The sequence below is a fragment of the Actinomadura oligospora ATCC 43269 genome (assembly GCF_000518265.1).
In the GTDB taxonomy this organism is placed as follows: Bacteria; Actinomycetota; Actinomycetes; order Streptosporangiales; family Streptosporangiaceae; genus Spirillospora; species Spirillospora oligospora.
Genome location: NZ_JADG01000009.1, coordinates 385,628 through 407,617, shown reverse-complemented (window position 1 = coordinate 407,617; position 21,990 = coordinate 385,628). Strand labels below are relative to the sequence as shown.

The window sequence follows — 21,990 nt, the reverse complement described above, 5'->3', positions numbered from 1 at the left end:
GACGGCGCGGCCCACCGCCCGGTGGCGCTCCAGTGGGACGGGACGCCTGAGAACGGGCCGAACCGCGCCCCGGGTTTCCCGTCGCGTCGTATCGGTTGGGTAGCGTCCGGCTCGCGGGCCGCCCGGATCCGGTACAAAGTCCAGATGGACGTCATCGCGCTCGATGATCCGACGGACCCCCAGATCCGGGGCTGGCACGCGGTCCTCGCCGCCGTGCACGCCGCCGAGCCGGACGGCGAGCCCGCCCCGCAGCCGCACCAGACCGCCGCCCGGCTGCTCGGCGCGGAACAGGGTTCGCGGCAGCGCCTCTGGGCCGTCCGGTCCGGGCCGGACATGATCGGCGTCGCGTCGCTGCGGCTGCCCGGCGAGCCGGGGGCCGACCGTCCGGGCGAGATCGCCATCCACGTGCACCCCGCGCACCGGCGGCGCGGCGTGGCGAGCCGCCTGCTGGCCGTCGCCGCCGACGCGCTCCGCGCCGACGGCCGCACGAGCGTCATCGCCCAGGTCCTCGCGCGCCCGGCCGCCGTGGGCTTCCTCGAGGCACACGGCTTCCGGCTCGTCCTCACCCTCCAGGGGCTGCTGCTGCGGCTGCCGGACCTCCCGTCCGGCCGGGTGGACGACCTGCTCGCGGCCGGTCCGTACGGATACGACCTGGTCCGCTGGCGCGGCGTCGTCCCGGACGAGTACGCCGACGCCCTCGCGAAGGCCAAGCACGCCATGGCCGACCTCGCCGAGTACGAGGGCGCGCCCTGGAACGCCGACCGCGTCCGCGAGATGGCCGAGATGGTCGCCAAGCGCGGCGACGACCTCTACACCGTCGCCGCCGTCCGTGGCGAGGTGATCGCGGGCTTCACCGAGATCGTCGTCCCGGCGGGCGCGTCCGGACGGGCCGCCCAGTACGACACGGCCGTCGCCCCCGAGCACCGGGGCCGCCGCCTCGGCATCTGGGTCAAGGCCGCCATGCTGACCTGGCTCGCCGGGGAGCGTCCCGAGGTCACCGAGATCGAGACCGACAACTCCGGCGACAACGTGCACATGCTCGCCGTCAACGAGGAGATCGGCTTCCGCCGCGAACGCGAGTCCCGCGAGTACCTGGCCTCGGTGGGCGACCTCCCGACCTCCTGACGCGCGGCGTCCGCCGGTGTCGCCTGACGCGGAGCACAAGGCGAGCCCACGTGATCGTGAGGATGGGCCACGCCCTGGTCAAGAACACGGTGGGTGGCGGATGGGGCAGTGATCCCTCACCTATCGTGACCTTGAGTGAGGTGGGACCCCGGTGTCGGGGGTGCGGCGGGAGCCGTGTCGTCCCGCCTGGGACCGACCGGGGGGATCGTGAGCCTTCAAGTTCTTCCGCTGGCCATCACCATGATGGCGGGCCCGCAGATCATGGCCGCGATCATCCTCGTGACCACCTCGAAGCCGGTGCGCGTCTCGCTCGCGTTCCTGCTCGGCGTGCTCGTCGCGGTGTCGGTGGGCGTGACGATCACGCGGGGCATCTTCTCCCTGATCGGCGGGGACTCGCTGGGCGAGTCGTCCGACAACGGGTCGGCCGGGAAGATCATCCAGTACGTGCTGGTCGCCCTGCTGATCGCCGCGATGCTGAGGAACTATCTGACCCGGGCGACGGTGGAGCCGCCGAAGTGGCTCGGGGCGCTGATGAACGCCGGTCCCCGCCGGGCCCTCAAGACCGGGTTCCTCATGATCCTCCTGATGCCGTCGGACGTCATGGTGATGCTGACGGTCGGGGCCAACCTCGAACAGAACCACGCGGGCTTCGGCTCGGCGGTGGTGTTCATCCTGGCCACCGTCCTGATCGCCGCGCTTCCCCTGCTCGCCCTGCTGCTGTTCCACCACCGCGCGACGCGCGCCATGCCCGCGGTGCGGGACTGGATGAACAGCCACAGCTGGCTGGTCAACATCATCTGCTGCCTGATCTTCATCGTCATCATCCTGGTCTGAGCGGCTCCCTTGATTCGGCGTCGGACGCGCGGGTTGTCCACAGGTCGGCGGTCGACTTCCGACCCGCTGGTGGGCGCGGCCACTCTGAGGGGACAGCGCCCCGCGGTCGGGGCGCCTGACCTGGGAGCAGCGCATGCCGTCACCCCGATCCGCCCGACTCACCACCCGGTTCCTGATCGCGTCCGCGACACCTCAGATCCCGGGCTCGTCCGCCTTACGAGCCCTCCTTCCGGAGCTCACTGCGGACCGTGAGCTGCCCGTCCGGGCCGGGCGCTTCCTGGAGGCCGACGACCCTCCGCTCCTGGGGCCGCCCCTGCCCGCACCTTCCGCCTGGACGGAGCGCCTCCGCGCCTGCGCCGGGCCCGAACCCGACGTGGCCAGGGTTCTGGACGCTCGGTACCACCGTCTGATCGAGACGTCTCCGAGCGTTGCCATGGTGCCGGACGACCTTCGGGCCGTCCGTCTGCTCGCCCGGACGGTCGCGACCGCCATCCGCGGCGCGCTCGTCGACCTCGACTCCGGCCAGGTCCTGGCCGCTGAGCCGGAACCGTCCGGCTTCGTCCTGGGCCACGGCTGGGTCGGCGTCCTCATCTCCCCGGACGGCGAGGGCATGATTCGCGCCGACACCGCTGGGCTGCACCGCTTCGGCCTCCCCGAGGTCTTCGCCCGCTTCGTCCCGCTCGGCTACATCCACCTGGCCGCCAACCTCGTCCGGGGCCTCGCCTACCGCCTGGCCACGGTTCACCACCCCACCCTCCGAGCACCCGACGACGAACCGTCCGCCACCTCCCCGTCCATCAGCCTCACCCGGTGCGCCACCAGTGACGTCCTCCGCTTCTGGGGCCTTCCCGGCGCTTCGGGTCCGTCCGTCATCGTGAGGCTCATCCCTGCGTCCATCTCCTGCTGCCCCGGCTGCCAGTCCGCGCTGGAAGCCATTCCGCCAACCCCCACACCGGCGTCCGAGTGGTGGCGAACCCAAGCTGCCGCACTCCCACCGCACCCCCATCCGAGCCCGCCGTACCGGCCCGTTCCGTTACCCGCCCTCCGCACCACCGCGTCCGGGCGGAGGTGAACGCGAGGCGGAGGAGGTGGGCGGAAAACCCGTTGCTGTGGCGTGGGGGCGGTGGGCAGGCTGTTCTCGGGCTCCGGAATGCCGGAGTTCTGAGGAATTTGCAGTCCATTCCCTTGTGGTTCAAAGGAAGAACGCCGCGCTGTTAGTGCGGAAATCCAGGTTCGAGTCCTGGTGGGGGAGCTGCACGTGGTTGGGGAGGTGAGCGGTGTACGTGCTCGTGCTGAACGCGTCCTATGAGCCCTTACAGAAAGTGGATCTGCGGCATGCCATCCGCATGCTCGTCCGTGAGGTGGCGGTCGTCGAGGAGGCGGAGGAGGGACGCACCATCGGCCGGTTCCCCGTGCCGAGAGTACTCCGTCTCGTCCGCTACGTCGCCATGCGCTGGCGCCACGGCAGGCGGCCCCCGTGGAGCAAGCGCGGCGTCTACCTGCGCGACCGCGGCCACTGCGCCTACTGCGGCGGACGCGGCAACACCATCGACCACGTCCTCCCGCAGTCCCGCGGCGGCACCGACACCTGGGAGAACACCGTCCTCGCCTGCGGGCGCTGCAACAACCGCAAAGCCGACCGCACCCCGTCCGAAGCAGGCCTCCCCCTACGCCTCACCCCCCGCATCCCCCACTGGGAAGAACTCGTCACCCACTGACCACCCCACCGACCGACGACGCCTCCGATGGCCCGGTGCCTCCCCAAGACGCCGGGCCACGGCCGCGACGCCTCGAGCGTCCACCACACTGAGGCGTGTTCGTTGGCCGTCATGGCCACGACAGGATCGGCTGGCCAGGTCTGGAAAACCCGGCAGCGACCTCGACCGAGTGAATCTCTGAATCGAACTGTTGGGCTCGTCCGGCCCTCGGTGGGCTGGACGACATCGCCCTCAGCGCCGGCGACGATCTCGTCGATTACACGTAGCGGATCGATGGCGGCAAGTTCGGCCGCTCCAGGGGCGAACTCCATCGGTCGACGGTCACGTTAAGTGGTCGCGTAGGAGGGCGGTCCAGCCCGGCCGTCAGTCAGTTTTGGCGCATGTAGTCCTCGGATTTGCGGAGGCCTTCGCGGCAGGCGGCTAGGAAGACGTCGCGGCCGGCGGGGAAGGTGCCGCCGCCTTTCACGCCGTCCCGGTAGGACTTCTCGCAGAAGCCGGACGGGGCCTTGTCTCCCATGGTGGCGCGCATGCCCGCGGCCATCTGGACCATCGTCGTGAACGAGTAGCGCTTGCCGTCCGGGTCGATCATGACGATCTGCTTGCTGTTGGTGATCTTGGGCTTGGTGCGGGTGGGCTGGGGCGTCGGCGGAGTGTTCGAGGCCGGCGGGGTGGAGCCTGGGGGCTGCGTGCTCGTCGCGGGTGTGGACGCCGGGGCGCTCGCTGTGTTCTTGCCGTCATCGTTGCACGCGGTGGCGCTGATGAGGAGTAGGCCGCTGATGGCCAGGCGGATCGCGATCGTCTGGGTCACGGGAGACTCCGAAGGGGGGAGGTGATGACGGGCGGACCCTAACAGAACACGCCTGTTTGTAGATGGGCGTCCGGCACTCCCAGCCGCGACGAGCTCACCGGACCGTAGCCGGGCGTGGGTTCCTTCGGCCCGCCCGGCTTCTGCGGCGAGCCCCTCTGATGACGAGGTGCGTGTCCGGGCCGGGCGGTGGTGTCTTTGAGGCGCTTCGGGTTTCGGCCCGGACGATGCGTATGCCGCTGCCGTCCAGCGACCTGCCTGCGGTTAGTGGTCGGCGGGTTCCCACCAGGTCAGGTTGGCGGGGGCCTGGGACGTTGGCTCGATGGTCTCCCAGCACTCGGCTACCAGGCCGTCGGCGATTCGCCAGATGTCGACGACCGTGATCTCCGGGCCGTTGTCGGGAAGGCGGCGTCGTGAGTGCAGCACGACGTGGTCGTCGTCGGCCAGGAGGTGGAGGACCTCGACCTGCATGTCGGCGAGGTGGGTGAGCGCCGTGTTGACGGCGGCGAGCCATTCCTTCTTGGTGGAAGAGGTCGCGTCCGGGCGGTGGTGGATGAAGTCGTCGTGCAGGAAGGGCGCGAGGCCGTCGGCGCTGCCCGTCTCGAGCAGTTCCGCCAGTGCGCGTTGAACGAGGGCCTTGTTGTCCGTGGTCATGGGCGCAGTGTTTCCGCGGTCGTGGTCGGTTGTCGATGAAGTCGGATTTCATGGACTTCGGCTGCGCCGTGAGTACGCTCGATGACCGTGCAGACGGTTGGGGAGCTTTTGCGGCAGTGGCGGCATCGTCGGCGGCTCAGCCAACTCGACCTCGCGATCGCGGCCGATGTTTCGGCTCGTCATGTCAGCCTGGTTGAGACGGGCAAGTCCAACCCGAGCGCCGCCATGGTGCTGAGGCTTGCGGATCAGCTCGATGTGCCGCTGCGGGATCGGAACCGGCTGTTGCTCGCGGCGGGCTTCGCGCCCCGGTACGCCGAGCGGGCGCTTGATGATCAGGCTCTGTCGGCGGCTCGGGCTGCTGTTGAACGGGTGCTTCGCGCACATGAGCCGTACCCTGCGCTGGCCTTCGATCGCCGGTGGGACATCGTGCTGACCAACCGCGCGGTCGAGCCGTTCTTCGTGGACGTCGATCCCGTATTGCTTCGACCGCCGGTCAACCTGGTGCGGCTGGGACTGGACCCGCGCGGGTTTGCTCCAATGGTCGTCAACCTGGGCGACGTGCGTGCGATGTTCCGCTCCCGGGTCAGGCGTCAGCTCGCCGTCGCGCCCGATGCCGAGCTGGCCGCGCTCTATGCGGAGCTGCTGGAACCCGGCGCCGAGGACGCCTCGGAGCTGTCGGTCGAATCGGATGTCGTGATCCCGATGATCCTTCGTGTCGATGGTCGGGAACTGCGGCTGTTCTCGACCATCACCACGTTTGGCACCCCGATGGACCTCACCCTGGACGAGGTCGCGATCGAGTCGTACTACCCGGCGGACGAGGAAAGCGCCGCCTACTTCGAGGACTCCGGCAGGTGATGCTCGGCCGCCCAGCCGTCCGACCTCGTGGAGGGCCTTCACTGCTTGCCGGGAGACTGACGGCGGTGGCGGGCGAGCTGCGAGGAGGCCGACCGCGTCGCCTAGGCCTGGTCGATCAGGCGGATGCCGTGGTCGCCGTAGCGGGCTCCCTTGGCTCCGGTGGCGGGGACGGCGGCTTCGATGTGGCTGAGGTCGTCGGCGGTCAGGTGCACGTCGAGGGCGGCCAGGTTGTCGTGCAGGTGGGGACGGCGTGAGCTGCCGGGGATGGGGATGACGTCGCTGCCGCGGGTGAGGAGCCAGGCGAGGGCGATCCGGGCAGGGGTCGCGTGCTTCACGCTGGCGAGCTTGGTGATGGCCTCGATGATGCTGAGGTTGGCCTTGAGGTTGTCCCCGTTGTAGCGAGGGGCGGTGGCGCGGAAGTCACCGCTGTCGTATTGCGTAGTCGCCTGGACGGTTCCGGTGAGCAGGCCGCGGCCGAGAGGGCTGTAGGCGACCAGGGTGGCGCCGAGGTCCCGGAGCGTGGGCAGGATGTCGTCCTCGACGTGGCGTTCCCACAGCGAGTACTCCGTCTGGACGGCGCTGATCGGGTGGACGGCGTGGGCGCGGCGGAGCGTGGCCGCTGAGACCTCGGACAGGCCGATGTGGCCGACCTTGCCCTGCGCGACCAGGTCGGCCATCGCGCCGACCGACTCCTCCACGGGGACGGCGGGGTCGATGCGGGCGAGGTGGTAGAGGTCGATATGGTCGGTGCGGAGTCGGCGCAGGGACGCGTCGCAGGCGCGGCGCAAGTAGTCGGGTGAACCGTCCGGGACCAGGCCTTCGGCGGTGCGCCGGACGCCTGTCTTGGTGGCGAGCACGACGCGGTCGCGGTGCGGGGCGAGCGTCCTGCCGAGGATTTCCTCGTTCGCTCCGTCACCGTAGAAGTCGCCCGTGTCGAACAGCGTGACGCCGGAGTCGAGGGCGTCCAGCAGGGTGGCCGCGGCCTCGTCCGCGTCGGCGGGACCGTAGCTGCCCGTCATGCTCATGCAGCCGAGACCGAGTCGGGAGACCGCCGGGCCATCGGTGCCGAGTGTGGTGGTGTGCATCGTTCCTTCCTCCGTCATCCGGTCAGAGCCGCGCGGAGGAACTCGAGGATCTCCGCCTGGGCGGCCTTGGCCTGCGGTTCCATGCCCGGCAGCGTGAGGAACGCGTGCCGCGCCTCTGGGTACTCGGTGAGCCGGACGGACGTCCCGGCCGTCCGCAGGCGTTCGGCGTAGCGGCGGCCGTGATCGGCGACCGCGTCATGGGTCGGCACCACGAGCAGCGCGGGGGCGAGCCCGCTCAGGTCGTCCGCGTACAGGGGCGAGAACACGCGGGCGTCGGTTCCCGGCGGGACGGCGAACCGCCGCAGGAGCCGTAGTTGCGACAGCGCGAGGGTCGGGCCGTCCCCGAACTCGGTCATGGAGGGGTAGTCGTACATCGACTCGGTCAGCTCGACCACGGGGTTGACCAGTACCTGCGCTCGGAGCCGCAGGCCGGTCTCCCGGGCCCGGAGGGCCGTCAGCGCGCTGATCAGCCCGCCGAAGCTCTCGCCGAAGACGGCCACGCGCGCGGGGTCGATGCCCCAGCGCGAGGCGTGCCGCAGCAGGTGCTGGAGCACGTCCCAGCCGTCGTCGGCGGCGTTCGCGATCGGGCAGTCCGGAGCGACGAGGCGGTGCTCGACCGAGACGACGACTGCGGGCAGCCGGGCGGCGAGGTGGCTGTTGGTCCAGTCGCACTGCGCCGCCGTGCCCACGAACCCGCCGCCGTGGACATGGACGACGAGCGGCAGGTCGGTCGCGACAGCGGCCTCGCCCATCGAAACCGGCCGGTACACCCGGACCGGGAGGTCGCGGCCCGGCAGCGCGACGTCCTGCCCTTCGATCGCGGCCCCGGGGTCCGGCTCCCCGAGGATCGGCCGCGCCGCGCCGGACGCCCGCCAGTGGTTCTCCGCCGCGCGGTAGGTGATCAGTTCCTCGGTCGTCATCGCTGAGAAGTCCGGCTCCGGCGGCCGCTTCACCTCAGTGGTCTCGCTCATGTCTCCCGCTCCTCCGTCCTCCGGCCGGGCCTCACGGCCAGCCGGGTGACATCATTATGCACGCAGTGCGTGCAACAGCAAGTGCATGGGTTAGGCTTCACGCGACCGAGAGGGGCGAGATGGCAGGTCGAAGGCGTTGGTCGACAGAGGAGATCCTGGAAACGGCGGCGGAGCTGTTGCGCACGGGCGACGCCGAGTCGTTCAGCGTTCGCAAGCTCGCCGCGGTCCTCGGGACCGACTCGTCCAGCCTCTACCGGCACTTCCGCAACAAGACCGAGCTGCTACGCGCGGTCGCCGACCGGATCCTGGTTGCGGCGATGGACGGCTACCGCCCCGAGGGCGACTGGAAGCAGCGCATCACGGCAACGGCCCTGCGCCTTCGCGAGGCCTTCGGCCAGCACCCCCAACTGGCCTCGGTTTGGGGACGCTACGGGTCCGGCGGCACCGGTTCGCGGCTGGTCATGGAGGAGGTGCTCCAGGCCTTGTGGGCCTCGGGCCTGCCCGATGAGGAGATTCCGGCCCGCTACCACCGGATCGTCGTCCTCCTCGCCTCGCTGATCGCCTCCGAGGGTGGTTTCGACACCCTCACCCCCGGCGAGTACGAACAGGGCGTGGAGCAGTTCCGCGTCGCGGTCCTCGGCGCCGACCCCGACCGTTTCCCCGCCCTGGCCCACTTCGCCCGCGAAGTCCGTCCGCTCGGGGACGACCGCCGCGTCGCCTTCGATGAGATCCTCGCCGCCCACCTCGCCCAGATCGAGGCCGCGATTCCCTGACCCGTCCGCTCGTCCTCCCACCGCACCGCCAGCGCACCGGTCCAGCCGGACGAACCTGGACGCGCGCCGCCGCCCCGCGCTGCTCGTCGGCACGTCGTCGGCACCCCCGGCGTTCTGTTCGCCAAGCCTCCAGATATGGCCGCAGCGCGTGTTCTGAGACCGGATATCGCAGGTCAGGCGCCAAACTGTGGCCAGTAGCCACCGGGGAGGGACGAGCTTTGGGCACTCCGCCGCCGCACCAACCGCCCGATCCTGCGCACCACGACCGTGCGGACGGCGATCAGCCGCAGCCGCAGATCGTGATCGTGCAGGGTGGGGCGACGGTGACGCGAAAGAAGCTCAGCGGCACCGCGCACGCCGTGCACCTGCTGCTGTCGCTCCTGACATGCGGCCTCTGGCTGCCGATCTGGTTCCTCCACTGGCTCTTCACACGCACGAAAACCGTGACGCGATAGCCGCGACGCGCAAGGCCGGGACGCGGAGGACGGGCGCTGCCGAGCACGTGAACACCGCAGTCGTCGGAGCGGACGCGTGTCGTCCAGGGGATTAGCCTGGGGAAGTGGCGGAGTTTCCGAAGTTCGGCGTGCTGTTGATGCGACTCCTCGATCACCGCGGGTTGAGCACAAGTTTGCTGTCCCAGGCCGCCGAGGTGCCCGAGGACGAGTTGCAGGGCGTCATCGACGGATGCCACCCCAGCCCGACGCTGTTGCAGGCACTGGCTCCGGCGTTGGATCTGCACGCGGCGGATCTGTTCGTGATGGCCGGTCAGCCGGTGCCGGACGAGCTGGCCCCTCTGGACGCGTCCGCCGGGCAGCAGCTCGACCACCTGGTGCCCGACGTCATCTGCCTACCGGCGGAACAGCGCTCGTGGATGCTCCAGATGGTTCGAGACCTCCCGCAGGAGCCACGCGGAGAGGCTTACGCGGGGTGGCGGGTGTACGACCCGACTGAGGCCGGGTTCGGAGCCGTGATTGGGAACATGCTGCTCACGAACCGGAACCTGGCCGGGCGGGCGGCGGTGGCCCTCGCGTGTTGCTCCAACGGCCGCATGTACGTGTCCTCTTCGACCGTCTTTCGGATCGCGGCGGGCAAGACCGAGCTGACTCCGGACAGGCTGGCCAACCTGGCCACCCTGATCGATATCCCTGCCGGTGACCTGGCCGCGCTCACCGGAATCGCGTTGCCCGACCAACAGCCTCCCGACGACCCCGCGGCAGCCGATGTGGCCGCCCTGCTGTGGGAAGTTCGACGTCTCTCCGCCGCGCAAATGCGGCTGGTCTGCGAACAAGCCCGCGACCTGCGGCGGGAGATCCCCGACGACGCCATCGACCGCAAGTTCTACGCGACCGGGTCCTACCTGCACTCACCCCTGAGGGGGCAGCCGGACGGCGGCCGGGCGCAGCCCTGACCGTCCGGCCCATCCCCAGGCCAGCGCCACCCGCCCCGGCGTGTGCCACCGCAGCAGAACGCTGGGCGGGGACGGGGCGGGCGGAAGGGACTGGTGTGCGCGTTGGGTGTCAGGTCAGGGCGGTGATGGCGGTGTCGACGTCGGATTCCGTGGTGTAGAGGTGGAAGGCGAGGCGGGCGGCGCCCTTGCGGACGGACGCTCGGATGCCCGCCGCCTCGAGGCGCTCGGACGCGCCTGGGCGGGTGACGCTGACGATCGCGCTGTCGCCGGATGGCATGCCGAGGCCGGTGCGGAAGCGGTTGGCCAGCCGGACGTTGTGCTCGTGGATCGGGCCGATGCCGATCTCCAGGAGCAGCTCCAGCGTGGGCGCGGCGGCGACGTAGGAGAACCACGGGACGGCGATGTCGAAGCGCCGGGCGTCCTTCGCCAGCCGTAGCGGCGGGCCGTACGAGGCGTCGCCCTCACCGGCGTACCAGTTGGCGGCGAGCGGGCGGATGCGGTCCCGCACGGCCGGGCTCACGTAGCAGAACGCGGTGCCACGCGGGCACATCAGCCACTTGTACGCCGACACGGCCAGGACGTCGAAGGGGGACGCGTCGACCGGTAGCCAGCCGACCGCCTGGGTGGCGTCGGCGACGACCAGCGCGCCGTGCGCCCGCGCCGCCGCGACGACGTCGTCCGAGGCGGCGACCTCGCCCGTCGCGGACTGGACCAGGCTGAAGGCGACCGCGTCCGTCCGTTCGTCGATCGCGTCGGGCAGGTCGGCCGGAGGCACCGTCACCACGTCGAGATCCTGGACGAGCCAGGGGAACAGGTTCGACGTCTGCTCGATGTCGGGGACGACGACGCGCGAGCCGGGCGGCAGCGAGGCCGCGACCGGCGCCAGCAGTTGCGAGGCGGAGGCGCCGACGGCCACGTCCTCGGCCGCGACACCGACCAGGCGTGCGAACGCGGCCCGTGCGCGATCGGTGGAACGGTCCCACTTGTCCCAGCCGGTGGCGCCGTGACGCCACTCGGCCAGCGCGCTCTGCAGCGCCTCGAACGCCGGACCCGGCGGAATGCCGTAGCTCGCGGAGTTCAACCACCCCGGCTCCCGGGCCCACAGCCGCACCGCTTCGTCAAAATCCACCCTGGCGAGCTTAACGGGGCGGTGAACCCCGTCCGCCGTCGACCGCCGTGATGGGCCGAAGGTGCGGTCGAGGACGCGAGGAGCATGGCTCTGACCAGCAGATATGTCGGCATTTGACGATATGCAGGTAGATGCCTGCATAATGTCCGGGTGAGTCTGGACATCGAGATGATGGACGCGGCCTTCAGGGCGCTGGCCGACCCGACCCGGCGGCGGCTGCTCGACCGGCTGCGTGAGCGCGACGGGCAGACGCTCGGCGAGTTGTGCGAGCGCCTGGAGATGGCGCGCCAGTCGGTGACGCAGCATCTCGACGTCCTCGTCGACGCCGGTCTCGTGACCGTGGTGCGACGCGGACGGCAGCGCCTGCACTACCTCAATCCGATGCCCATCCACGAGATCGAACGGCGCTGGATCGCGGAGTTCGACAGGCCGCGACTGCAGGCGCTCAGCGCCATCCGGAGCCAAGCCGAGGAGTACGCCATGACCGATGCACCGGCCTCCGTGCCGACCTACGTCTACGTCACCTACATCCGTGCGAGCGCCGAGCAGGTGTGGCGCGCGCTCACCGACGCCGACCTGACCGCGCGGTACTGGGGGCACGCCAACGTCTCCGACTGGGAGCCGGGCTCGTCCTGGGAACACCGGCGCGTCGACGGATCAGGGACGGTCGACGTCGTCGGACGGGTCCTCACCGCGGAACCGCCGACCCGCCTCGTGATCACCTTCGAGGACCGGCCGGACGCCGCGACGCCGCGGGAACCGTCGGTCGTCGAGTTCCTGGTCGAGCCGCACCAGGACATCGTCCGGCTGACCGTGACCCATGAGAACCTCCCCGACCGGGAGATGCTCAACGGGATCTCCCAGGGCTGGCCCGCCGTCCTGGCGAACCTCAAGTCCCTGCTCGAGACCGGCGAGGTCCTCCCGCAGGCGCCCTGGGAGATGTCGTCCCCGCACGCCTGACCGGCACCCGCCTCCGCGAGCGTCGCGCACCTCGCTTCCCACCAGCAGAAAGAGGGACGTCCCATGGACTCCGCCCAGCTCCAGGCGGCCTACCGGTCGCTGCTCGACGCCGCCGCCACCGTGACCGGCTCCGACGACGCGACCGCGCCGCCGCCGGGGGAGTGGACCGCCGACCAGATCCTGGCGCACGTCTCTCTGGTTACGGCGACCACCATCGCCGCAGCGTCCACCGTCGCGTCCGGCTCCAACACCGCCTATGACAACCGCATCGCCCTCGACACCTGGACGATCGACCGCGTCATCACGCTCACGGGCGGCACCGCCGGGCTCCTCGACCGCCTCCGGCATCAGGCGGACGCCCTGTGCGCGCTGGCCGGGCCGACGCTGAGCGACACCGAACTGGACACCCCCGTGCCCACCCGGCTGCTGTCGAACGGCACCTGCCTGGTCGATCAGCTCGTCCCGCTGCGGGACCTTCTCACGGGGCTCGCAGAGTCGGAACTGCCCGGCCACACGCGCCAACTCCTGGCCCTCCTGCCAGACCCCGCGCCGCTCGCGACCACGGTCTGACCACCGCTGTCCGCGTGAGGGAGCAGGTCTCAGGAGAGTTATCGGCCCTGGTCGCCGCGTAGGGCCTTGAGCAGCCAGGCGTTGGCTCCGACGGCCTGCGTGGTCAGGTCCTCGCGTGCCAGCCGTGCCGCCTCCAGGCCGAAGTCGCGGTCCAGGGCGGGGGCTCCGGCGAGGTCGTCCGCTGTCCCTCCGGCCTCCGCGCGAGCGAGCAACCCGGGATAGGCGTCGGTGTTGTCGGCCAGCTGCTGGATCTGCTCCCACTCCCGGTGGGCCAGGATCGCCCGTTCCACCGGACGGGCGTACTCCTCGATGCGCTCGATCACCGCCTCGTCCGCCCTCCTGGCCGCCGCCACGACCTCGGCCTGCGGACGCATCGCCTGACGGACCCGGTCGGTGGCCGCCGCCACGTCCAGGTGATCGACCTCGGCGGCCAGCGGCGCCATCTCCCCCATCCGCGTCGCGAGCATCCACTCCTGCTCCCGCAGCGTCATGAGGACGAGCGTCCCGTCGAACGCCGGAGCGAGCAGGCGCTGCGCCTCCTCCACCTGCTCGCGGACCGCCCGTACCCGTGACAGCCGCGCCCGTTCCGCATCACCGAGGTCGGCGAGCGAGACGAGGCGATCCCTCCCCATCACGTGGGTCACCCCCACGTCGGTCGCCTCCAGGAGGAAGAAGTAGTGAGGCCAGATCTGGCATGCCGCCCACGCGCCCAGGCCGCCGGTTCCCAGGGGCGCCAGCCACGAGATGAGCGGCCCCCACGCCAAGCGCAGCACCCTCCAGTCGGTTGGGCTGTTCCGGCGGTCGATCGCGTTCCAGGGTTGCAAGGCCATCGGGCCGATCGCCGCGACCGGCAGCACCAGCCACCAGTCGGCCACCTGAGCCAGCGTCGCGACGACGGCGAGCACGACACCCATGGTCGCCGTGCCGGACAGGGCCCGCTGGCGGAGGAACCGGTGGGAGCTCGGGGGTGTCCCCGGCTCCTCAAGCACCAGCGCACCCGAACCGGACTCCAGATCCGCGAGCATCCGGGACGGCAGCGTCGGATCGAAGACCGCTTCATGGGACTGGGGCATCTTCTACTGTCACCTCGTCGCACGACCACCCCGAGCAGACCCGGGTAATCGAGCCATGTTCGCACGGATGATCTCCACGGCATCCGCGCCCGGGGCGGCGGTCCGGCCGTGAACGATCGAGGTCAGACGGGCGGCATCAGGTCGCTCTCGCTGACGGTGTACGCCAGCGGCGGGTAGGTGAAGTCGGTCTCCCTGTTCTCGCGGCGCCGTAGTTGGTAGAACTCGCGCCTCTGCTCATCGTCGGCCGGCATGAGGCGCGCATCCTGCGGGAGGTAGGCATGTCCGTCCCGGAACCGAACGAAGGTCTTCGACGTTCGGAACGTCACGCCCAACCACTGGTTGTCCGCCGTGCGTGCGGGCGCGTCCAGCACGATCTTGTGCCTGAGCCGCCGATTCGACTCGACGGAGAACGCGACGACGCTGTTGTGGGTGAGGGGGATCTCGAAGTTCTCGCCGTCGGACTCCTTTGATTCGAAGACCAGCTTTCTCGGCGGGCCCGCCTCGGGGTGTTCGTAGCAGGAGAAGACGGCGATGAACGATCCGTCGGCCAGGTCGAGGGCCTGGTCGGAGTGGCTGCCCATGGTCGTGTAGGCGTTCGTGTAGATCTCGATGAGGGCGTTGTTGAAGCCGGTCGGGAGCGCCGCGCGTTCCTGGATCTGTCGTGCCAGCCGTTCGTGCAACGTCCGGAAACGCTGCGCCGGGCTGCCGTAGCGAGTGGTGGTACGTACGAGCGGCACGCCCTCCGCCTCGTCCACCTTGGTCAGGGTTGTGCCGCGCCGACCCTTCCCTACGTCTTCGAAGTGAGCCGACGTGGACAGCTCCGCGAAGAGGTTCTCCTCGGTCGGCAAGGTGAACGAGAGGATCTCGTCCGAGAGCCTAGATTCGTGGGGCAACGTAGTCTCCCTTGTTCATACTGAAGAGGAACTCGTCGCCGTAGTCGATGAAGGACGAGGTCTTGTTCTCCTCGGCGTACAGCCTGCGCAGCTCGTCCATGCCCGCCGGTGTGGGCGGCTCGAGCTTCGCCAGGTCTCCGTCCAGCTTGAGGAACGTCTGGCCGTTCTTGTGGACGGCTTCGGCGCTCGCACAGCGCACCACGTATCCGAGGCGGGTGGGGAGCACGTCGGCGTCCAGCATCGAGGACCGGATTTCGTGCGTGTACAGGCGGTTGGTGGAAAGCGGCATGAAGAAAACGGAGCCCGGATAGAGCGTCAGAGTGAACTGCGGCGGGAGCGTCTTCCCACCCGGTTCTCCGGCCGGCTCCTTGAGGCGGAAGCGGAGTTTGGTGAGCCCGCTGACGCCCTTCATGCCGTGGTCGAAGGCGTCTTCGGACAAGGGCTGCAGCTTGTCGAGCCCGTCATAGAAGGTGCAGAAGGCCATGATGCCGTTGACGGGCATGTCCTTGGTCTTGTCGGCATGGGCCGAGATCTTGGCCTTGGACTGCTTGCGCTCAGCCGTGGCAAGGGTGTTGTGGTAGATCTGGGCGAGGACGTGGTTCAGCGGCGCCTGGTTCCGGAAGACGGCGGCGGCCTCGCGGTTCAGAGCCTCGACGATGCGCGTGTCGGTCGGGCGGAAGCTCTCGGTCGGCCCGGAGAAATTCGTGGAGCACCGCAGCAGGCGGAAATGTAGTTCGTCACCGTTTCGTGTGACGGGCGTCAAATAAATTCCGCTGCGATGGGCCGTTCCAGGCTTGGTGGACTCCGTCAGGGACTGGAAAGAGTGCTCCGCCTGGATCCGCCCGAAGTGACCGGCGTCAGGATCGAAAAAGCGGCGGTAGTACACGCCGACCCCGTGGACGCGGAGGGGAACCTGCCCGAGGCCGACGAGCGGCCAAGGTGCGTCGGCGTCCTCGCGGTAACCATGCGCCAGCTCCCTGACAACGAACACCCGGGCCGCCGCATGCAGTCGACCGTCCCTGATCTCGGACACGTCGCCACACAGGTAGACGGTCTTCTGTGCGAGGTCGGACACCCCGGAGGCAAGTTCCTCCGACGTGATCGTGGACCCGAAAAAGTCCCTGATCAAGTCGTTCTCTTGCAGCGTCGAAGGTGCGACCAGGAGATTACCCGAATCCTCGATGCAGGCTTCCGCCTGTCCGGTCGTGTCCATCAAGCCGTACGTCCCATTCTTATTCATAAGCACTGAACTCCGAGGGGTGGTCGAGTCCGGCCCGAGCGAGGACGGCAATGCGAGCCCGTTGACGCGCGTGAGTTCTCCGCCGTCTTCGGCGTCCGCAGCCGCGTTCATGCGACCGAGCCTGCCACGTTCGGACGATATTGGGCGCATCCACCTCATCCGTCCAGTTCCCCTGGGCGCCCACTCGCGCCGAACCGGGCCTCAGTCCAGGAGGGTGCGGAGCGCCAGGTCGGCTATCTGTTGTAGCTCCTTGTGGGTGCGACCGGCCGCCGCCTGGACGGCTATGCCGTCGGAGATGGTGTGGACGAGGGCGGCCAGGGTGGCCGGGGTGTGGTGGGAGGGCAGGTCGGTGGCCTGTTCCAGGCGCCTGCGCAGCGCTGTTTCACCGGCTTTGCGCACGGCGATGGCGTCCTGGCGGACGGTGTGCGCGTCGGGTCCGCAGGCGTGGACGCTGTTGACGCACAAGCAGCCGTGGGGGGTGTTCTCGCCCGTGGTCAGGTCCACGGCTCCGCGGATCAGCCGCTCGACGACCTCGCGGCCGGTCGGCGCGTCCAGCGCGTCGGCGGCGTAGCCGCCAGGGCCGTCGAGGTAGCGGGCGAGGACCTTGCCGAACAGCTCCTCCTTGTTGCCGAAGGCGGCGTACATGCTCGGCTTGTTGATGCCCATCGCGGCGGTCAGGTCGGTCAGGGACGTCCCCTCGTAGCCGTGCCGCCAGAACACCTCGAGCGCGCGGTCGAGTGCGGTGTCCGCGTCGAACGAGCGTGGACGTCCGCCGGGCATGTCGTCCTCCGTGCTCTCTCCCGAGTTTTATACCTCTCGGTACGTTACCTCTTGCGCGGAGGCGTCGGGCCGCCCTAGTTTCATACCGAAAGGTACATAACTGGGAAGGGTGACGCATGATCCGAGTCGGAGTTGTCGGGGCCAGCGGCTGGGCGGACGGCTCGCACCTGCCCGCGCTCGCCGCGCTCGAGGAGTTCGAGGTGACCGCGGTCGCGACCACCAACCAGGCCAGCGCCGACCGGGTGGCCGCCGCCCACGGCGTGCGGCACGCTTTCGCCGACGCGGGCGAACTGGTGGCGCACCCCGAGGTCGACCTGGTCGTCGTCTCGGTGAAGGCCTCCGGGCACGCCGCCCTGATCAGGGCGGCGCTCAAGGCGGGCAAGCACGTCGTGTCCGAGTGGCCGTTGGGTGTCGACGCCGACGAGGCGAGCGAGCTGACCGAGGCCGCGACCGCCGCGGGCGTCGTCCACGCGGTCGTCCTTCAGGGGCACCACTCGCCCAGCGTTCGTTTCGTCGCCGACCTGCTGGCAGAGGGCCGGATCGGCACGCTCGAATCGGTCGCGCTGCTGGCGGAGGGCGCACCCTGGGGCGGTAGTCGAATCTGGCCGAACCTGGTTTTCGGCCTCGACCCCTCAGAGGGGACCAACATCCTGACCATCATGGCCGGGCATTTCCTGGCCACACTCGAACGGGTCGCGGGCCCGCTGGTCGAGGTCTCGGCGCGACTGCCCCGCACGCACGACCGCGTGCTGGTCGATGGGACGGAGCGGACCGTGCCCAACGCGACGCCCAGCCACGTGCTGCTGCACGGACTGCTGGCGAGCGGCGCCACCGCCTCCGTCGCCGTGCACGGCGGCAACGGCCCTCTCCAGGATGCGTTCCTTCTCAAGCTCGTCGGCAGCGACGGAACACTGACCGCCACCCCGGCCCAGCAAGGGACGTTCATCCACTGGGGCGACTGGGACATCAGGATCGGGGACGAAGTCCTGGCCGTGCCCGACGCCTATCGCACCGTCCCAGCGGACGTCCGGTCCGGCCCACCGGCCAACATCGCGGCCCTCTACCAGGAGGTCGCCCAGGCCATCGCTGAAGACCGGCAACCTCACCCCAGCTTCGAGACCGCCCTGCGTCACCACCGGCTCCTCGCCGCCATCGAACGGTCCGCAGCCGAAGGAAGCTAGTCCGGCGGAGATCCGTGGTGGCTCCCGGGTGTGGAGGCCGCGGCTTGTCGGCTGGTGTCGATCGCGCGTTGGTAGCGCTTCGTCAGGTTGTGCAGCGCGTCGACCAGTTCCGGGGCGTCCTCGATCGTGAAGTCCGCGTCCAGCATCCCCAGGTAGAGGGCGAGCATCTCCGGATGGTCCGAGCCCGGCACGAACGCGCACCGGTCCTCGCCCAGTGACTCCACCTCTACGGGGATCGGCATCCGGTCCCGCACGTAGGTCGCGGGCGCGTGGACGATGACCCGTGCGCGGTACCGCCAGGTCGCCTCGCCGACTCCGCGTGCCACCTGCGCCGTGATCTCCTGGTCAGGCGGCAGGGGGCGGGGTGTGAAGCGCGGGCCCGTCGGCGTCCGCGGCTCGATCCGGTCGACGCGGAAGGTGCGCCAGTCGTCCCGGTCCAGGTCCCAGGCCATCAGGTACCAGCGCCGCCGGTCGTTCACCAGGCGGTACGGCTCGACCGGGCGCCGGCCGGCCGCGCCGGAATGCGTCCGGTAGTCGAACCGGAGTCGCTCGTGGTCCCAGCACGCGCTCGCGATGAGGGTCAGCACGTCCGGATCCACCTGCGGGCCACGCGACGGCATCGGCAACGCGTACGACTGGAGGGCGCCGACCCGGTGACGCAGCCGCGAGGGGAGCACCTGCTGCAGCTTCGCCAGCGTGCGCACCGAGGTCTCCTCGATGCCCGCGATCGAGCCGTTCGCGGCGGTGCGCAACCCGACGGCGACCGCCACCGCGCGCTGGCGTACGCGGTGACGCATCACATCGCGCTGTGCCAGGTGCCGCCGCGAGGCGTCTGGGGCAAGAACGGCCCCGCGGCTTGGGCGCCGGTGGAGAGCTGGCTGGGTGCGCCGCTGCGCTCGGTGCCGGTGGACGCGCTGGTGCTGCGCTACCTCGGCGCGTTCGGTCCGGCGCAGGTCGCGGACGTCCAGATGTGGTCCGGGCTGACCCGGCTGAGCGAGGTGGTGGAGCGGCTGCCGTTGCGGACGTTCCAGGGACCGGACGGGCGGACGCTGTACGACCTGCCCGAGGCGCCCCGTCCTTCGGAGAACACGCCCGCCCCACCACGGTTCCTGCCCGAGTACGACAACCTGCTGCTGTCCCACAAGGACCGCAGCCGGGTGATCCTCGGCGACCGCCCGGTGCCACTCCCGTCGGGCAACGGCGCGTCCTCCGGCACCTTCCTGGTCGACGGCATGTGGCAGGGCACCTGGCAGGTCCGGGACCGATCGCTGCGCGTCCAGCCGTTCACCAGGCTCTGCCGTGAGGACCGCGACGCGGTGTTGGCCGAGGCCGAACGGTTGTGCGCCTTCCTCGCTCCCCGGACGACGCACGGCATCGTCCTCGAAGAACCGTAGATCGTCGTCCGGCTCCGTCCCGGCCATGACGCGGAACTCCCCGGCAGGTTCAGGGCGTGGGTTCGGGTCGGGGGAGGGTGCGGAACGTCGCGGGGGTCGCCCAGCCGCGCAAGGCGGCGTGGATCGCGGACCGGAAGGCCGCGTCGGCCGTGGGGGTGTCGAGGGCCTCGGCGAGTTCGAGCGTCACCAGGCCGTGCAGGGTGATCCACAGTGAGAGGGCGATCGACGTCTCCTCCCCGGCGAGGACGGAACGCGTCACGGCCCGGTCGATCGCCGCGACGAGCGGCCGGACGGGGTCCTCGGCGCCGACCGCGCCGGACGGGTCGAAGGACTGCGCCCCTCCGAACAGCACCGTGTACAGGTGGCTGTGCTCGCGGCCCCAGCGCCGGTACGCGGCGGCCAGGGCGTAGAGGTCGGCGAGGGGGTCCTCGGAGGCGGGCACCGCCGACAGGTCGTGGAAGAGGCCGGCGACGGCGCGGTCGCGCACCGCCCGGATCAGCCCGTCCTTGCCGCCGAACAGGGAGTACACCGCCGTCGTCGAGGTGTCGGCGGCGGTCGCGACGGCGCGGACGGTGACCGACTCCCGGGAACCCGTGGCCAGCATCTCGGTCGCGCACGCCACGAGCCGCTCCGCGACCGCCGCGTCGTTCGTCCTCGGTCTGCCCATGACGGGAAGCCTACCGCCCGTGATAACGTCGTTTTGAAACAGTGTTTTAAAACTTGGGAGACCCCCATGGGCGCATTCGCCCTCCGTCTTGTCCGCCTCGCCGGACGCGTGCTGCTGGCCCTGGCCGCCCTCGTCGCGTCGGTCGCCGTCTTCCTCGGGACGCTCGTCCTCACGGACGGCGCCGGATCGGGGATCGCCGCCTGGCTGGCGACCCTGGGACTCGGCTCCGCCGTCGCGTTCTGGCGGAGCCGGCGCCGTGAACGGGCGGCGCGGCTCGTGCCGTTCGCGCCGGTGCTCGTCGCGGCGGCGCTGACGGCCACGGTCTGCGTCCCGACCGTCCCCACGTCCCGGCGCTTCCCGCCCGCCCTGCCCTTCGTGGCCACGCAGCACTGGAGCCTGGGCACCGGCAGCGACGTCGCCGTGTACCACTACCCGCCCGCGGGCTCCGTCCGGCGTCCGGTCCCGCTCGTGTACCTCAACGGGGGACCGGTGCGCGGCATCTCGGTCCTAGACCACCGGTTCCTGCAGCTCCTGGCGCGTCAGGGCTACGACGTCTACACCTACGAACAGGCCGGAGGGGGACGCAGCCGCCTGCTCCCCATGGACCAGTACACGATCGCCAGATCGGTCCGGGACCTCGGCGCCTTCGTCGAGCGGCTGGGCAAGGGCAAGGTCGACGTCCTCGGCTTCTCCTCAGGCGGGGCCGTGCTCACCCGGGCCCTGGCCGATCCCGCCGTCTCCGCGCGGTTCCACCGGGCGGTCGTCGCCGAGCCGGGCCCGATGGACGGCGTCACGGCGAAGGTCGCCGGGCACAAGGGGCGTCCGTCCGCGCGCGGCCTCGCGCCGAGCGTGACCGGACCGCGATCGACGAGGACGCCCCGGTACGCCGTGGCGTTCGGCCTCATGCGGCTCGGACTCCTCAGCCCCGAAAGCGGACTGGTCGGACAGGCCGAGGGCGTCAACGCGTTCAAAGCCGCCGACCTCGGCAGTGACACCGCGTCCGCCTACTGCGCGCGCGACGCGCATCGCATCCCGGTCGAGGACACGGCGGACAACTTCTCCTTCAGCGCCGCCGCCAGCCTTCACATCCAGCAGACGGTGAAGGACTCGCCTCCCCTCGCCCCGCGGCTGAGGCGCTCGAGGACGCCCGCCATGCTGATGATCGCCGAGTGCTCCTCACAGGTCCGCCAGTGGGAGACCGCCGTCCTCGCCAACGACCCCGCCATCCAGCGCACCCAGTACATGCCCGGAGTCGGGCATCACATGTGGAACGGCCTGGACGACAACAACGCCCGTGCGGCCGCCGTGGTCAGCGCGTTCCTCCAAGGCGAGCGAGCGCCTCTGCCGAACTACCCCACCCGCGAGCAGATCCCCGCCTTCCTGGGCGATCACCGGTGACGCGAATCGGAGGGCAAGGGCCCGGCGATCGGCTGGGTGCCGTCCCCGGCTACTTCTCGGCGGTCGCCGGGGTGGGGGGAGCGAAGAAGTTGACGAGGTTGCCGTCGGGGTCGCGGAACAGCAGCGAACGGTTGCCCCAGGGCATCGTGGTGGGCTCGGCGACGACGTCGGTCACGAAGCCGGTCAGGCGCTGGTACGCGCGGTCCACGTCCTCGACGCGGAACTCGATGATCACGCTGTGGTTGTCCGCCGGGCGGGCGGAGCCCGGGGCGAAGAGCGGGACGGTGCGGGTACCGGCGATCGCGAGGGTGGCGTGAGGGGTTCTGAGCTCGGCGAAGTCCTCGGTGGCCCACGTCGCCGCCACCCCGGTGGCGCGCTCGTAGAACCCGACGAGGCGTGCGACGTCGGCGGTGATGATCCGGATCGAGACGAAGTCCATGGTGATCTCCTGTTTTGGGGCCCCTGGGGGCGTGC

At 70.3% G+C, this 21,990-nt stretch carries 24 protein-coding genes, 1 tRNA gene and 1 pseudogene; 14 read left to right on the top strand and 12 right to left on the bottom strand.

Annotated elements, in window-relative coordinates; genetic code table 11:
• Nucleotides 1-144 precede the first annotated feature (144 nt).
• The 5 genes from P696_RS0115865 to P696_RS0115845 all read left to right on the top strand — a co-directional run bounded on the left by P696_RS0115865 (nt 145) and on the right by P696_RS0115845 (nt 3,677).
• Nucleotides 145-1,125 carry a GNAT family N-acetyltransferase gene (locus P696_RS0115865; RefSeq protein WP_026413110.1) on the top strand — a complete coding sequence of 327 codons (981 nt, stop codon included), beginning with the start codon at nt 145-147 and terminating at the stop codon, nt 1,123-1,125.
• A 207-nt stretch (nt 1,126-1,332) separates the two neighbouring features.
• Complete coding sequence (locus tag P696_RS0115860; RefSeq protein ID WP_026413109.1) at nt 1,333-1,959, top strand: GAP family protein; 627 nt, start codon at nt 1,333-1,335, stop codon at nt 1,957-1,959.
• Nucleotides 1,960-2,092: 133 nt separating this feature from the next.
• Nucleotides 2,093-3,031, top strand: a complete 939-nt coding sequence (locus P696_RS0115855) for a hypothetical protein (protein ID WP_026413108.1) — start codon at nt 2,093-2,095, stop codon at nt 3,029-3,031.
• Between the two features lie 109 nt (nt 3,032-3,140).
• Nucleotides 3,141-3,211, top strand: a tRNA-Asn gene (locus tag P696_RS0115850).
• Nucleotides 3,212-3,236: 25 nt separating this feature from the next.
• The gene (locus P696_RS0115845; protein WP_026413107.1) at nt 3,237-3,677 is read left to right on the top strand and encodes an HNH endonuclease; all 441 of its coding nucleotides are present in this window, start codon (nt 3,237-3,239) and stop codon (nt 3,675-3,677) included.
• Between the two features lie 367 nt (nt 3,678-4,044).
• Here P696_RS0115845 and P696_RS55940 read toward each other — a convergent pair whose 3' ends face one another.
• Nucleotides 4,045-4,485 (bottom strand): hypothetical protein, encoded by a 441-nt coding sequence (locus P696_RS55940; RefSeq protein ID WP_157429727.1) that lies wholly within the window; start codon nt 4,483-4,485, stop codon nt 4,045-4,047.
• A gap of 261 nt (nt 4,486-4,746) precedes the next feature.
• Nucleotides 4,747-5,136, bottom strand: coding sequence for a nuclear transport factor 2 family protein (locus P696_RS0115830; protein ID WP_026413104.1), 390 nt, complete (start codon nt 5,134-5,136; stop codon nt 4,747-4,749).
• An 81-nt stretch (nt 5,137-5,217) separates the two neighbouring features.
• Between P696_RS0115830 and P696_RS0115825 the strand changes: the two genes are divergently transcribed.
• Nucleotides 5,218-5,994: a helix-turn-helix domain-containing protein gene (locus tag P696_RS0115825; RefSeq protein ID WP_245627676.1), complete on the top strand. Its 777-nt coding sequence runs from the start codon at nt 5,218-5,220 to the stop codon at nt 5,992-5,994.
• A gap of 101 nt (nt 5,995-6,095) precedes the next feature.
• Here P696_RS0115825 and P696_RS0115820 read toward each other — a convergent pair whose 3' ends face one another.
• Nucleotides 6,096-7,079, bottom strand: coding sequence for an aldo/keto reductase (locus P696_RS0115820; RefSeq protein WP_157429726.1), 984 nt, complete (start codon nt 7,077-7,079; stop codon nt 6,096-6,098).
• 14 nt (nt 7,080-7,093) lie between these two features.
• Nucleotides 7,094-8,050 carry an alpha/beta hydrolase gene (locus P696_RS0115815; protein ID WP_026413101.1) on the bottom strand — a complete coding sequence of 319 codons (957 nt, stop codon included), beginning with the start codon at nt 8,048-8,050 and terminating at the stop codon, nt 7,094-7,096.
• Nucleotides 8,051-8,169: 119 nt separating this feature from the next.
• Here P696_RS0115815 and P696_RS0115810 point away from each other — a divergent pair, with 119 nt between their 5' ends.
• The 3 genes from P696_RS0115810 to P696_RS45830 all read left to right on the top strand — a co-directional run bounded on the left by P696_RS0115810 (nt 8,170) and on the right by P696_RS45830 (nt 10,231).
• A complete protein-coding gene (locus P696_RS0115810) occupies nt 8,170-8,823 on the top strand; it encodes a TetR/AcrR family transcriptional regulator (RefSeq protein ID WP_026413100.1) in 654 nt (217 codons plus the stop codon).
• A 218-nt stretch (nt 8,824-9,041) separates the two neighbouring features.
• Complete coding sequence (locus P696_RS45835) at nt 9,042-9,278, top strand: hypothetical protein (protein WP_034485021.1); 237 nt, start codon at nt 9,042-9,044, stop codon at nt 9,276-9,278.
• A 104-nt stretch (nt 9,279-9,382) separates the two neighbouring features.
• Nucleotides 9,383-10,231 (top strand): hypothetical protein, encoded by an 849-nt coding sequence (locus P696_RS45830; RefSeq protein ID WP_051467687.1) that lies wholly within the window; start codon nt 9,383-9,385, stop codon nt 10,229-10,231.
• A gap of 109 nt (nt 10,232-10,340) precedes the next feature.
• Here P696_RS45830 and P696_RS0115795 read toward each other — a convergent pair whose 3' ends face one another.
• Nucleotides 10,341-11,360 carry an aminotransferase class V-fold PLP-dependent enzyme gene (locus tag P696_RS0115795; protein ID WP_026413099.1) on the bottom strand — a complete coding sequence of 340 codons (1,020 nt, stop codon included), beginning with the start codon at nt 11,358-11,360 and terminating at the stop codon, nt 10,341-10,343.
• A gap of 150 nt (nt 11,361-11,510) precedes the next feature.
• Here P696_RS0115795 and P696_RS0115790 point away from each other — a divergent pair, with 150 nt between their 5' ends.
• Both P696_RS0115790 and P696_RS45825 read left to right on the top strand, forming a co-directional pair.
• Nucleotides 11,511-12,320 (top strand): ArsR/SmtB family transcription factor, encoded by an 810-nt coding sequence (locus P696_RS0115790; RefSeq protein ID WP_245627675.1) that lies wholly within the window; start codon nt 11,511-11,513, stop codon nt 12,318-12,320.
• A gap of 63 nt (nt 12,321-12,383) precedes the next feature.
• On the top strand, nt 12,384-12,890 hold the full coding sequence (locus P696_RS45825) for a DinB family protein (RefSeq protein WP_034485018.1): 507 nt from the start codon (nt 12,384-12,386) through the stop codon (nt 12,888-12,890).
• Nucleotides 12,891-12,928: 38 nt separating this feature from the next.
• Here P696_RS45825 and P696_RS0115780 read toward each other — a convergent pair whose 3' ends face one another.
• The 4 genes from P696_RS0115780 to P696_RS0115765 all read right to left on the bottom strand — a co-directional run bounded on the left by P696_RS0115780 (nt 12,929) and on the right by P696_RS0115765 (nt 16,876).
• A complete protein-coding gene (locus tag P696_RS0115780) occupies nt 12,929-13,963 on the bottom strand; it encodes a hypothetical protein (protein WP_026413097.1) in 1,035 nt (344 codons plus the stop codon).
• A gap of 122 nt (nt 13,964-14,085) precedes the next feature.
• On the bottom strand, nt 14,086-14,856 hold the full coding sequence (locus tag P696_RS0115775) for an alpha-ketoglutarate-dependent dioxygenase AlkB (RefSeq protein WP_026413096.1): 771 nt from the start codon (nt 14,854-14,856) through the stop codon (nt 14,086-14,088).
• A complete protein-coding gene (locus P696_RS0115770) occupies nt 14,840-16,207 on the bottom strand; it encodes a hypothetical protein (RefSeq protein ID WP_245627674.1) in 1,368 nt (455 codons plus the stop codon). The genes P696_RS0115775 and P696_RS0115770 overlap by 17 nt, the downstream gene beginning before the upstream one ends.
• 90 nt (nt 16,208-16,297) lie before the next feature.
• The gene (locus P696_RS0115765; protein WP_026413094.1) at nt 16,298-16,876 is read right to left on the bottom strand and encodes a TetR/AcrR family transcriptional regulator; all 579 of its coding nucleotides are present in this window, start codon (nt 16,874-16,876) and stop codon (nt 16,298-16,300) included.
• Nucleotides 16,877-16,992: 116 nt separating this feature from the next.
• Between P696_RS0115765 and P696_RS0115760 the strand changes: the two genes are divergently transcribed.
• Nucleotides 16,993-18,057, top strand: coding sequence for a Gfo/Idh/MocA family protein (locus P696_RS0115760; RefSeq protein ID WP_026413093.1), 1,065 nt, complete (start codon nt 16,993-16,995; stop codon nt 18,055-18,057).
• On the opposite strand, the pseudogene P696_RS45820 reads toward P696_RS0115760, so the two are convergent.
• Nucleotides 18,054-18,830: pseudogene (locus P696_RS45820) on the bottom strand (helix-turn-helix transcriptional regulator); the annotation flags it as partial. The gene P696_RS0115760 and the pseudogene P696_RS45820 overlap by 4 nt on opposite strands.
• Here P696_RS45820 and P696_RS55935 point away from each other — a divergent pair.
• Nucleotides 18,711-19,451: a DNA glycosylase AlkZ-like family protein gene (locus P696_RS55935; protein ID WP_157429725.1), complete on the top strand. Its 741-nt coding sequence runs from the start codon at nt 18,711-18,713 to the stop codon at nt 19,449-19,451. The pseudogene P696_RS45820 and the gene P696_RS55935 sit on opposite strands and share 120 nt — an antisense overlap.
• Nucleotides 19,452-19,500: 49 nt before the next feature.
• Here the strand turns inward: P696_RS55935 and P696_RS0115745 are convergent, their stop codons facing one another.
• Nucleotides 19,501-20,118: a TetR/AcrR family transcriptional regulator gene (locus P696_RS0115745; protein WP_026413092.1), complete on the bottom strand. Its 618-nt coding sequence runs from the start codon at nt 20,116-20,118 to the stop codon at nt 19,501-19,503.
• Between the two features lie 66 nt (nt 20,119-20,184).
• Between P696_RS0115745 and P696_RS0115740 the strand changes: the two genes are divergently transcribed.
• Nucleotides 20,185-21,516, top strand: coding sequence for an alpha/beta fold hydrolase (locus P696_RS0115740; RefSeq protein WP_026413091.1), 1,332 nt, complete (start codon nt 20,185-20,187; stop codon nt 21,514-21,516).
• Nucleotides 21,517-21,565: 49 nt separating this feature from the next.
• Here the strand turns inward: P696_RS0115740 and P696_RS0115735 are convergent, their stop codons facing one another.
• Nucleotides 21,566-21,955 (bottom strand): VOC family protein, encoded by a 390-nt coding sequence (locus tag P696_RS0115735; protein ID WP_026413090.1) that lies wholly within the window; start codon nt 21,953-21,955, stop codon nt 21,566-21,568.
• Between the last annotated feature and the right edge of the window lie 35 nt (nt 21,956-21,990).